General features: G+C 70.0%; 6 protein-coding genes. 4 read left to right on the plus strand and 2 right to left on the minus strand.

Annotated elements, in window-relative coordinates; translation table 11 throughout:
• Window position 1 precedes the first annotated feature (1 nt).
• Window positions 2-2,245, plus strand: coding sequence for a cation-translocating P-type ATPase (locus E0500_RS02160; RefSeq protein ID WP_131570713.1), 2,244 nt, complete (start codon window positions 2-4; stop codon window positions 2,243-2,245).
• Window positions 2,246-2,915: 670 nt separating this feature from the next.
• On the opposite strand, the gene E0500_RS02165 is transcribed toward E0500_RS02160, so the two are convergent.
• Entirely contained in the window at window positions 2,916-4,205 is a 1,290-nt protein-coding gene (locus tag E0500_RS02165; RefSeq protein WP_131570715.1) for a citrate synthase, read from the minus strand.
• A gap of 911 nt (window positions 4,206-5,116) precedes the next feature.
• Window positions 5,117-7,405, minus strand: coding sequence for an ATP-dependent RecD-like DNA helicase (locus E0500_RS02170; protein ID WP_131570003.1), 2,289 nt, complete (start codon window positions 7,403-7,405; stop codon window positions 5,117-5,119).
• Window positions 7,406-7,670: 265 nt separating this feature from the next.
• Here E0500_RS02170 and E0500_RS02175 point away from each other — a divergent pair, with 265 nt between their 5' ends.
• From E0500_RS02175 to E0500_RS02185, 3 genes are read left to right on the plus strand one after another with little or no spacing between them, the layout of a single operon-like run.
• The gene (locus E0500_RS02175) at window positions 7,671-8,684 is read left to right on the plus strand and encodes a LacI family DNA-binding transcriptional regulator (protein ID WP_131570005.1); all 1,014 of its coding nucleotides are present in this window, start codon (window positions 7,671-7,673) and stop codon (window positions 8,682-8,684) included.
• Window positions 8,681-10,261 (plus strand): sugar ABC transporter ATP-binding protein, encoded by a 1,581-nt coding sequence (locus E0500_RS02180; protein WP_309504825.1) that lies wholly within the window; start codon window positions 8,681-8,683, stop codon window positions 10,259-10,261. Before E0500_RS02175 ends, E0500_RS02180 begins: the two co-directional genes overlap by 4 nt.
• Window positions 10,251-12,224: a substrate-binding domain-containing protein gene (locus tag E0500_RS02185; RefSeq protein WP_131570007.1), complete on the plus strand. Its 1,974-nt coding sequence runs from the start codon at window positions 10,251-10,253 to the stop codon at window positions 12,222-12,224. Before E0500_RS02180 ends, E0500_RS02185 begins: the two co-directional genes overlap by 11 nt.
• The last annotated feature ends 131 nt before the right edge of the window (window positions 12,225-12,355 follow it).

Below are 12,355 nucleotides of genomic sequence, written 5' to 3' on the forward strand. Positions count from 1 at the left end.
CATGACCGGCACCATCGCCGAGGCTCTCACACGTGAGCCCCTCCAGGAGATCGAGCTCACGATCGGGGGGATGACCTGCGCCTCGTGCGCGGCCCGCGTCGAGAAGAAGCTCAACCGTATGGACGGCGTCTCCGCCACGGTCAACTACGCGACGGAAAAGGCGAAGGTCACGTATTCCGAAGGAATACAGGTCGCCGATCTGATCGCCACCGTGGTGAAGACGGGCTACACGGCCGAGGAGCCCCCGCCACCCCTGGAGGAGACGCCCGCAGCCGAGCCGGCCGACGATCCCGAACTCGCCGCCCTGCGGCAGCGGTTGACGGTCTCCGTCGTCCTCGCCCTCCCCGTCGTCCTGCTCTCGATGATCCCGGCCCTGCAGTTCGACAACTGGCAGTGGCTGTCGCTGACCCTCGCCGCGCCCGTCGTGGTCTGGGGCGGACTGCCGTTCCACCGGGCCGCCTGGACGAACCTGCGGCACGGCGCGGCCACCATGGACACGCTCGTGTCGGTCGGCACACTCGCCGCGTTCGGCTGGTCCCTGTGGGCGCTGTTCTGGGGGCACGCGGGCATGCCGGGCATGCGGCACGGCTTCGACCTCACCGTCTCTCGTACGGGGAGCTCGTCGGCCATCTACCTCGAAGTGGCCGCCGGGGTGGTCGCGCTCATCCTGCTCGGCCGGTTCCTGGAGGCCCGCTCGAAGCGGAGGGCGGGCGCGGCGCTGCGGGCGCTCATGGAACTGGGCGCGAAGGACGTCTGTGTGCTGCGGGACGGGGGTGAGGTGCGCGTTCCGGTGGACCGGCTGGCCGCGGGCGACCGGTTCGTCGTACGGCCCGGAGAGAAGATCGCCACCGACGGCACCGTCGTCGAGGGTGCCTCGGCGGTCGACGCGTCCATGCTGACGGGCGAGTCCGTGCCGGTCGACGTGACCGCCGGGGACGCCGTCACGGGCGGCACCGTGAACGCCGGCGGCCGGCTCGTCGTGGAGGCGACCCGTGTCGGTGCGGACACCCAGCTGGCGCGCATGGCGAAGCTGGTCGAGGACGCGCAGAACGGCAAGGCCGAGGTGCAGCGGCTGGCCGACCGGATCTCCGCCGTGTTCGTGCCGGTGGTGCTCCTCATCGCGGCCGGTACGTTCGGCGGCTGGCTCGGCGTCACCGGCGACACCGCCGCCGCGTTCACCGCGGCCGTGGCGGTACTGATCATCGCCTGCCCGTGCGCGCTGGGTCTGGCCACCCCGACCGCCCTGCTGGTCGGCACGGGCCGGGGTGCCCAGCTCGGCATCCTCATCAAGGGCCCGGAGGTCCTGGAGTCCACGCGCCGCGTCGACACCGTCGTCCTGGACAAGACCGGCACGGTCACCACCGGCCACATGACACTCCAGGAGGTGTACGTCGCGGAGGGCACCGACGAGAAGGACGTCCTGCGGCTCGCGGGCGCCGTGGAGCACGCCTCCGAGCACCCGATCGCCCGCGCCGTCGCCGCGGGCGCAGCAAAGCGCCTGGGCGCCGCGCTCCCGCCCGTCGAGGCCTTCGAGAACGTGCCTGGACGGGGCGTACGCGGCCGCGTGGAGGGTCAGGACGTCGAGGTGGGCCGCCTGGCCTCCCGGCCGCTCCCGGAGGCGCTGGCGGCGGCCAAGGAGACCGCCGAGTCCGAGGGCCGTACGGCTGTCGTGGTCACCCGGGACGGAGTGGCACTCGGTGTCCTCACCGTCGCCGACGCGATCAAGGAGACCAGCGCCGAGGCCGTACGGCGGTTGCGCGGCCTCGGGCTCACGCCGGTGCTGCTGACCGGGGACAACGAACGGGTGGCCCGCTCCGTGGCCGCGGCCATCGGGATCGACGAGGTGATCGCCGAGGTGCTGCCCGAGGACAAGGCCGACGTGATCCGCCGGCTGCGCGACGAGGGACGGACCGTGGCGATGGTCGGGGACGGGGTCAACGACGCCGCCGCGCTCGCCACGGCCGACCTGGGACTGGCCATGGGCACGGGGACGGACGCGGCGATCGAGGCGGGCGATCTGACGCTCGTCCGCGGGGACCTGCGGGTGGCCGCGGACGCGATCCGTCTGTCCCGGCGTACCCTGACCACGATCAAGGGCAACCTCGTCTGGGCCTTCGGGTACAACGTGGCGGCGCTGCCGCTGGCGGCCGCCGGGCTGCTGAACCCGATGATCGCGGGGGCCGCCATGGCCTTTTCGTCCGTGTTCGTGGTGACCAACAGCCTGAGACTGAGGTCGTTCTCCTGACGACGAGGTAAAAGTCCCTCTAGAGTCCGGCAACGGCCTCACATAAGCTCTTCACAAGGCTCGCGCATCATCCTTACGCTTGGACCCCGATCACTGCATTGGGGCTCTTGCGCAGATTCAGGACATATGCAAGAGACGCACATCACAGTGTTGTGAACGTAACCATCGAAGGGGTTCGTGAGTCTAAGTTGGCGATGTCAGAAGCGTCTTGGGGGGCGTGACTGGCATCTGGGGACGTCTTGGGGGACGTTCCCGGAACTGCGAGGCCGGGGCACGTGCACCGGGGAGCTTTGAGCGGCCCTCCCGTCCGTACGTACCCCGGCAGATCGCACTGGAGCAGTGGACCGAGTTTTGCTCGTTCTGCTCACCAGCGATTCAGGCGCTGGCCCACCAGACGCCCGGCCGGATCCCGTGGGGGGAATCCGCACCGGGACATGGGAAGGCGCCCTGACCGTCGGCCCGTGGGGGGACCGGCGGCGGGGCGCCTTCCGCTTTTGTTGTCGTTGTTGTCGTTGTTGTCGTTCTTGCCGTTGCTTCCGAGTTTTTCTTCCGGCGACCCGAGCCGGGGCCGCGCCCCTGAAAGGGGCGCGGGGAACTGCGCGACCAGCCCCCCGCGACCCGCGGACAACGACCCACAGACGACGATGAACCGCCCCTCCGAGCGGAGCGCCTAGCGGGCCTCGACCGGCACGAAGTCGCGCTCGACGACGCCCGTGTAGATCTGGCGCGGGCGCCCGATGCGGGAACCCGGCTCCTTGATCATCTCGTGCCACTGGGCGATCCAGCCCGGGAGGCGGCCGAGGGCGAACAGGACCGTGAACATCTCGGTCGGGAAGCCCATGGCGCGGTAGATCAGGCCCGTGTAGAAGTCCACGTTCGGGTACAGCTTGCGGGAGACGAAGTAGTCGTCCGCGAGTGCGTGCTCTTCGAGCTTGAGCGCGATGTCGAGGAGCTCGTCGGACTTGCCGAGCGCCGAGAGGACATCGTGCGCCGCCGCCTTGATGATCTTCGCCCGGGGGTCGAAGTTCTTGTAGACGCGGTGGCCGAAGCCCATGAGCTTGACGCCGTCCTCCTTGTTCTTCACCTTGCGGATGAAGGTGTCGACGTCGCCGCCGGAGGCCTGGATGCCCTCCAGCATCTCCAGCACCGACTGGTTGGCGCCGCCGTGCAGCGGGCCCCACAGAGCGCTGATGCCGGCCGAGATCGACGCGAACATGTTCGCCTGCGACGAGCCGACCAGGCGGACCGTGGAGGTCGAACAGTTCTGCTCGTGGTCCGCGTGCAGGATCAGGAGCTTGTCGAGCGCGGAGACGACCACCGGGTCGAGGTCGTACTCCTGGGCGGGGACCGAGAAGGTCATGCGCAGGAAGTTCTCGACGTACCCGAGGTCGTTGCGCGGGTAGACGAAGGGGTGGCCGATGGACTTCTTGTACGCGTACGCCGCGATCGTCGGAAGCTTGGCGAGCAGCCGGATCGTGGAGAGGTTGCGCTGGTTCTCGTCGAACGGGTTGTGGCTGTCCTGGTAGAACGTCGACAGGGCGCTCACCACGGACGACAGCATCGCCATGGGGTGTGCGTCGCGCGGGAAGCCCGTGTAGAAGTTCTTGACGTCCTCGTGCAGCAGGGTGTGCTGGGTGATGTCGTTCTTGAAGCTGGTCAGCTCATCGACCGTCGGCAGCTCACCGTTGATCAGCAGGTAGGCCACCTCCAGGAAGGTGGAGCGCTCGGCCAGCTGCTCGATCGGGTAGCCGCGGTACCGCAGGATGCCCTGCTCACCATCGAGGTAGGTGATGGCGGATTTATAGGCGGCGGTGTTCCCGTATCCGCTGTCGAGAGTCACCAGACCGGTCTGGGCGCGGAGCTTCCCAATGTCGAAGCCCTTGTCGCCGACGGTGCTGTCGATCACCGGGTAGGTGTACTCGCCGTCGCCGTACCGCAGTACTACAGAGTTGTCGCTCACGTCATCCCTCACCGACGTAGTGCCTCACCTTCGAGGTGCCCTGACTGTCTCTACCATCCCCCAATTGGCTCAGAAGAGTGCACTCGGGGTCGACTATCGGGCCTATTGGCGGCACTCAGTGCCGCCAACTTGCTCATCCTGCCCGCTCTGCCCGGCTTCTGGAAGTGCTGTGTGACCTTTCCGACTCAGTTGATCGATCATTTTTCACGAGGCCTCCGCGAACGGACCTCCGGCCGCCGGGGAGGTGTGGGGGGGGTGTTTCGCCCCCGCCGCCCCTACCCGTCCCATCCCATCCCTGGGGGCTGCCGCCCCCAGACCCCCGCTTGTCGGCCTGAACGGCCTCGTCCTCAAACGCCGGACGGGCTGGGTGGTGCCTGGCCTCGGCTGGAAATCCCCAGCAGGAAGATCCCGGCCTCAGCCGGAGGGTCCCAGCCCCCGGCCGGGATGTCCCCGCCTCGGCCGGAGGGTCCCAGCCTCGGCCGGAAGGTCCTGGCCCTGGCTGGCAAACCCCGGCCCCGGCCGGCAAAACCCAGTCCCGCTCTGCGTATTCCAGCCCGCCCGCATGTTCCAGTCCCGCCCTGCGCATTCGAGCCCGCCCGCACATTCCAGCCGCCCGCACAATCCAGGGCCGCCCGCACACTCCAGCCTCTCCGGCGTTTGAGGAGCGGGGTCCGGGGGCCGGCCCCCGAAGCGGGTCCGGGGCGGAGCCCCGAAGAGGGGCCGGGGGCGGAGCCCTGAGGGACTGGTCCGGGGCGCAGCCCCGAAACCGGGGGTCCAGGGGCGCAGCCCCTCGGCCGGGGTCGAAGGGGCGGCAGCCCCTGGGATGGGACGGGTAGGGGCGGCGGGGGCGAGAAACCACGTGGTCCGGGTGGGCCCTCCGGCAGTGGGTCCTCCCGCGGAGCGGGGATGTCTCAATCCTCCATCAGCCGAGGCGCCAGCCGGAAGTCCAGCGCCGTGCAGCGGCGGCCCGCCGACACCGTGCGGACCGCCTGGCCGATCGCCTTGCGGGAGCCGACGAGGACGACCAGCTTCTTGGCCCGCGTCACGGCCGTGTAGATCAGGTTGCGCTGGAGCATCATCCACGCACCCGTCGTGACCGGGATGACCACCGCCGGATACTCGCTGCCCTGCGAGCGGTGGATCGTCACCGCGTACGCGTGCGCCAGCTCGTCCAGTTCGTCGAACTCGTACGGCACCTCCTCGTCCTCGTCCGTCAGCACCGTCAGGCGCTGGTCGACCGGATCGAGCGCGGTGACCACGCCGACGGTGCCGTTGAAGACGCCGTTCGCGCCCTTGTCGTAGTTGTTGCGGATCTGGGTGACCTTGTCGCCGACGCGGAAGACCCGGCCGCCGAACCGCTTCTCGGGAAGGTCCGGGCGGGCGGGCGTGATGGCCTGCTGGAGCAGCCCGTTGAGGGTGCCCGCGCCTGCCGGGCCGCGGTGCATGGGGGCCAGCACCTGCACATCACGCCGCGGGTCGAGGCCGAACTTGGCAGGGATCCGCCGGGCCGCCACGTCCACCGTGAGCCGTCCGGCCTCCTCCGTGTCGTCCTCGACGAAGAGGAAGAAGTCCTTCATGCCGTCGGTGACGGGATGCTGACCGGAGTTGATCCGGTGGGCGTTCGTCACGACGCCCGACTGCTGGGCCTGACGGAAGACACGGGTCAGACGGACCGCCGGGATCGGGCTGCCGTCGGCCAGCAGGTCGCGCAGCACCTCGCCCGCGCCCACGCTCGGCAACTGGTCCACGTCCCCGACGAAGAGCAGATGGGCGCCCGGCGGCACCGCCTTCACCAGCTTGTTGGCGAGGAGGAGGTCGAGCATGGACGCCTCGTCGACGACCACGAGGTCCGCGTCCAGGGGGCGGTCCCTGTCGTACGCGGCGTCGCCGCCGGGTTTGAGCTCAAGGAGGCGGTGGACGGTGGAGGCGTCGGCGCCCGTGAGTTCGGCGAGACGCTTGGCGGCCCTGCCCGTGGGCGCGGCCAGCACCACCTTCGCCTTCTTGGCACGGGCCAGTTCCACGATCGAGCGGACCGTGAAGGACTTGCCGCAGCCGGGGCCTCCGGTGAGGACGGCGACCTTCTCGGTGAGCGCCAGCCGGACCGCCTCCTCCTGCTCGGGGGCGAGCTCGACGCCCGTACGCCCCTTCAGCCAGGCCAGCGCCTTGTCCCAGGCCACGTCACGGAACGCGGGCATGCGGTCCTCGTCCGTGCGGAGCAGCCTCAGGAGCTGGGCGGAGAGGGAGAGTTCGGCCCGGTGGAAGGGGACCAGGTAGATGGCGGTCACCGGGGTGCCGCCGTCCGGGGCGGGGACCTTCTCCCGTACGACACCGGGGTCCCCGTCGTCCTCGGGCGGCGCCGCCAGCTCGGCCAGGCACTCGATGACCAGGCCGGTGTCCACCTGGAGCAGCTTCACCGCGTCGGCGATCAGCTTCTCCTCGGGGAGGTAGCAGTGCCCCTGGTCCGCGGACTGCGACAGGGCGTACTGGAGGCCGGCCTTGACGCGCTCCGGGCTGTCGTGCGGGATGCCGACGGACTGGGCGATCTTGTCTGCGGTGAGGAAGCCGATGCCCCAGACGTCGGCCGCGAGGCGATAGGGCTGGTTCTTCACGACGGAGATCGAGGCGTCGCCGTACTTCTTGTAGATGCGCACGGCGATCGACGTCGACACCTCGACGGTCTGGAGGAAGAGCATGACCTCCTTGATCGCCTTCTGCTCCTCCCAGGCGTCCGCGATCTTCTTGGTGCGCTTGGGGCCGAGGCCGGGGACCTCGATGAGCCGCTTGGGCTCCTCCTCGATGATCTCCAGTGTGTCCAGGCCGAAGTGCTGGGTGATGCGGTCGGCGAAGACCGGACCGATGCCCTTGACCAGGCCCGAGCCCAGGTAGCGGCGGATGCCCTGGACGGTGGCCGGGAGCACCGTCGTGTAGTTCTCGACGGTGAACTGTTTTCCGTACTGGGGGTGGGAGCCCCAGCGGCCCTCCATGCGCAGGGACTCGCCGACCTGGGCTCCGAGGAGTGCGCCCACGACCGTGAGGAGGTCGCCGGCGCCCCGGCCGGTGTCCACGCGGGCCACCGTGTAGCCGTTCTCCTCGTTGGCGTACGTGATCCGCTCCAGGACACCTTCGAGTACGGCCAACTGCCGTGCCCCGGCCGCCGCCGCGTTCCCGGTATTCCCCGCGTTCCCCGCCTGATTGGACATGATCCGACGCTACCGCTCGGCTCGGACAGTGCGCGGCGGCTCGGACAGTGCGGGGCGGGACGCCTTTGTACGGCTCGCCCTGCCCGCCGCGAGGTCGGTGGTGGATGCGGCGCCCGTCGGCCACAGCCGACGGCCCTGACGGGCTTTCACCTGGTCACCGTCGCATCACGATCTGGTCTCGGGGTCCCACCCAGGTCTTGCCTCATCCTCGTGCAATCGATTCCAATCCCTCGTGTAATCGATTCCACGAGGAGGTGGAGCGACGATGGCGAGCATCAAGGACGTCGCCGCCGAGGCGGGAGTGTCCGTCGCCACGGTCTCGCGTGTCCTGAACGACCACCCGTCGGTCAGCCCGGAGGCACGCACGCGCGTGCTGGCCGCCGTCGAGGCCCTGGACTACCGCCCGAACGCCGTCGCCCGCTCCCTGCGCACCGACCAGACCCACACCCTCGGCCTGGTCATCAGCGACGTGATGAACCCCTACTTCACGGAACTGGCCCGCGCCGTCGAGGAGGAGGCCCGCGCCCTCGGCTACAGCGTCATCTTCGGCAACGCCGACGAGCGGCGCGACCTCCAGGACCACCACGTACGGACCCTCCTGGACCGCCGGATCGACGGGCTCCTGGTCTCCCCCACCGACGGCGGCTCCCCGCTGATGCTGGACGCCGTGCGGTCGGGGACGCCGATGGTGTTCGTGGACCGGTGGATCGCCGGCGTGGACGTGCCGGTCGTCCGGGCGGACGGGCGGCAGGCCGTACGGGACCTCGTCGCCCATCTGCACGGGCTCGGCCACCGCAGGCTCGCCATCATCGCGGGCCCCGCGGCGACCACGACCGGCCGGGAGCGCGTCGAGGCCTTCAGGGAGGCCCTGCGCGCCTACGACCTGGAACTGCCCGACGACCACATAGGCCAGGGCGACTTCCAGGCCGAGAGCGGCCGACGGGCCACCGAGCGGTTCCTGGACCTGCCCGAGCCCCCCGAGGTCGTCTTCGCCGCCGACAACCTGATGGCGCTCGGCGTGCTGGACGCCGTCCGCGCGCGCGGGTTGCGGATTCCCGAGGACATCGGGCTGGCCGCGTTCGACGACATCCCGTGGTTCGTGCACACCGATCCGCCGATCACCGCGGTCGCCCAGCCGACACGCGAGCTGGGCCGTGCCGCCGTACGCGCCCTGGTCGACCGCATCGAGGGCCGCACCCCGAAGTCCGTCACCCTCCCCGCCCGTCTCGTCGTACGCCGCTCGTGCGGCGAGACCGCCCCCGAAAGGAGCACGTCGTGAGCGACCCGGACGAGTCGACGCGCAACGAACAGCCGCGCAATGAACTGCTGCGCAATGAACTGCTGCGCATCGAAGGCATACGGAAGACCTTCCCCGGCGTGGTCGCGCTCGACGGCGTCGACTTCGATCTGCGCCGCGGCGAGGTGCACGTACTCCTCGGCGAGAACGGCGCGGGCAAGAGCACCCTCATCAAGATGCTGTCCGGCGCCTACCGCCCCGATGCCGGGCGCGTCGTGGTGGGCGGCGAGGAGGTGCGCATCCATGGCGCGCAGGACTCCGAGCGCCTCGGGATCGCCACCATCTACCAGGAGTTCAACCTGGTTCCCGATCTGACGGTCGCCGAGAACATCTTCCTGGGGCGGCAGCCGCGCCGCTTCGGGCTGATCGACCGCAAGAGGATGGAGGCCGACGCCACCGAGCTCCTCGAACGCGTCGGCGTGAACGTGTCTCCACGCGCGCGCGTGCGGGAACTCGGCATCGCCCGCCTCCAGATGGTCGAGATCGCGAAGGCGCTGAGCCTGAACGCCCGGGTGCTGATCATGGACGAGCCGACCGCCGTGCTCACCTCCGAGGAGGTCGACAAGCTCTTCGCGATCGTGCGCAAGCTGCGCGAGGACGGCGTCGGGATCGTCTTCATCACGCACCACCTGGAGGAGATCGCCGCCCTGGGCGACCGGGTCACGGTCATCCGGGACGGCAGGAGCGTCGGCCAGGTGCCCGCGTCCACACCCGAGGACGAGCTCGTCAGGCTCATGGTGGGCCGCTCCATCGAGCAGCAGTACCCGCGCGAACGCCCGGACACGGGTGAGGCGTTGCTGCACGTCGAGGGGCTGACCAGGGACGGCGTCTTCCACGATGTGAGCTTCGAGGTGCGGGCCGGCGAGGTCGTCGGCGTCGCGGGCCTCGTCGGGGCCGGCCGTACGGAGGTCGTGCGGGCGGTGTTCGGCGCCGACCCGTACGACAAGGGCCTCGTCAAGGTCGCGGGCGCCGAGCTGCGCCGCCACGACGTCAACGCCGCCATGCGGGCCGGGATCGGGCTCGTCCCCGAGGACCGCAAGGGCCAGGGGCTCGTCCTGGACGCCTCCGTGGCGGAGAACCTGGGCCTGGTCACCCTGCGCGGCGCGACCAGGGGTGGCTTCGTCGACCTCAAGGGGCAGCACGAGGCGGCCGCCCGGATCGCCGAGCAGCTCGGTGTGCGCATGGCCGGGCTCCACCAGCACGTACGCACCCTCTCCGGCGGCAACCAGCAGAAGGTCGTCATCGGCAAGTGGCTGCTCGCCGACACCAAGGTGCTCATCCTCGACGAGCCCACGCGCGGCATCGACGTCGGCGCCAAGGTCGAGATCTACCAGCTCATCAACGAGCTGACGGCCGCCGGAGCCGCCGTCCTGATGATCTCCAGCGACCTGCCCGAGGTGCTCGGCATGAGCGACCGGGTCCTGGTGATGGCCCAGGGCCGCATCGCGGGCGAACTCCCCGCCGCCGAGGCCACCCAGGACGCGGTCATGGCCCTCGCCGTCAGCACACCGATCACCATTGAAAGCGCTAACGAAGTGGAGGCCCCCCGTGGCCACTGACACGCTCAAGAGCCAGTCGGGCGCGAGTGGCGCCTCGGGCGGCCTGCGCCGCATCCTGCTCGACAACGGCGCGCTCACCGCGCTGATCCTCCTCGTCGTCGCGATGTCGGCCCTGTCGGGCGACTTCCTGACGACGGACAACCTGCTCAACATCGGCGTCCAGGCGGCCGTGACCGCCATCCTCGCCTTCGGCGTCACCTTCGTGATCGTGTCGGCGGGCATCGACCTCTCGGTCGGCTCGGTCGCCGCCCTGTCGGCCACGGTGCTGGCGTGGAGCGCGACATCCGAGGGTGTCCCGGTCTGGATAGCCGTGATACTCGCGGTCGCCACAGGCATAGCCTGCGGCCTCGTCAACGGCGTCCTCGTCTCGTACGGGAAGCTCCCGCCGTTCATCGCCACGCTGGCCATGCTGTCGGTGGGCCGCGGCCTGTCCCTGGTGATCTCGCAGGGCAGCCCGATCGCGTTCCCCGACTCGGTCTCGCACCTCGGTGACACGCTCGGCGGCTGGCTGCCGGTGCCCGTGCTCGTCATGATCGTCATGGGGCTGGTCACGGCCGTGATCCTGGGCCGTACGTACATAGGCCGCGCCATGTACGCGATCGGTGGCAACGAGGAGGCCGCCCGCCTGTCCGGTCTGCGTGTGAAGAAGCAGAAGCTCGTCATCTACGCGCTGTCCGGGCTCTTCGCGGCCGCCGCGGGCATCGTGCTCGCCTCCCGTCTGTCCTCCGCGCAGCCGCAGGCCGCGCAGGGCTACGAGCTGGACGCCATCGCCGCGGTCGTCATCGGCGGTGCCTCGCTGGCCGGCGGCACGGGCAAGGCGTCCGGCACGCTGATCGGCGCGCTGATCCTGGCGGTGCTGCGCAACGGCCTCAACCTCCTGTCGGTGTCGGCGTTCTGGCAGCAGGTCGTCATCGGTGTCGTGATCGCGCTGGCGGTGCTGCTGGACACGCTGCGCAGGAAGGCCGGGTCGCCCGGAGCCGCGGCCGGTACGGGCGGAGGCGGGGGCGGAGGCTCGGTGCTCTCGGGCGGGAAGAGTCCGCTGAAGCTCGCGCTGGCGGCCGTGGTCGTCGCGGCGGTCGTGGGCGCGATGACCTTCGTCAACAGCGGCTCGTCCTCGTCCGCGAACCAGAAGGTCGGACTGTCCCTCTCCACCCTCAACAACCCCTTCTTCGTGCAGATCAAGAAGGGCGCCCAGGAGGAGGCGAAGAAGCTCGGCGCCGACCTGACCGTCACCGACGCGCAGAACGACGCCTCGCAGCAGGCCAACCAGCTGCAGAACTTCACCAGCGAGGGCCTCGGCTCGATCATCGTCAACCCGGTGGACTCCGACGCGGCGGGCCCCTCGGTGCGTGCCGCGAACAAGGCCGACATCCCCGTCGTCGGCGTCGACCGGGGCGTCAACAAGGCGAACACGGCCGCCCTCGTCGCCTCCGACAACGTCGAGGGCGGCCGGCTGGGCGCCAAGGCCCTGGCCGAGAAGCTGGGCGGCAAGGGCCGGATCGTGATCCTCCAGGGCCTGGCCGGCACGTCCGCGAGCCGTGAGCGCGGCGCGGGCTTCGCGGAGGGCCTCAAGGCCTACCCCGGCATCGAGGTCGTCGCCAGGCAGCCCGCCGACTTCGACCGCACCAAGGGCCTCGACGTCATGACGAACCTGCTCCAGGCCCACCCGGACGTCGACGGAGTCTTCGCCGAGAACGACGAGATGGCACTCGGCGCGATCAAGGCCCTCGGTTCCAAGGCCGGCAAGTCCGTCGCCGTCATCGGCTTCGACGGCACGCCGGACGGCCTGAAGGCGGTCAAGGACGGCACGCTGTACGCCTCCGTCGCCCAGCAACCGACCGAACTCGGCCGAATAGCGCTCCAGAACGCCCTCAAGGCCGCCGAGGGCGGGAAGGTCGAGAAGACGGTGAAGGTGCCGGTGAAGGTGGTCACGGCGGAGAACGTGGACGAGTTCAGCGGCTGAGATACGGATTGCCGCGCGGCGCACCGGCTCGACCGGCCGGTGCGCCTCCAGCTCATCCAGGGCTCCTGCTCATCAGCGGCTTCAGCTCATCCATAACTCCAACTCATCTGTAGCTCCGACTCATTCGCAGA

The organism is Streptomyces sp. KM273126 (assembly GCF_004337435.2).
GTDB classification, from domain to species: Bacteria; Actinomycetota; Actinomycetes; order Streptomycetales; family Streptomycetaceae; genus Streptomyces; species Streptomyces acidicola.

Bases quoted from the DNA above. Each gene is read 5' to 3' on its own strand.
- E0500_RS02160 (WP_131570713.1), top strand. From the start codon at position 2: ATGACCGGCACCATCGCCGAGGCTCTCACACGTGAGCCCCTCCAGGAG.
- E0500_RS02170 (WP_131570003.1), bottom strand. From the start codon at position 7,405: ATGTCCAATCAGGCGGGGAACGCGGGGAATACCGGGAACGCGGCGGCG.
- E0500_RS02175 (WP_131570005.1), top strand. From the start codon at position 7,671: ATGGCGAGCATCAAGGACGTCGCCGCCGAGGCGGGAGTGTCCGTCGCC.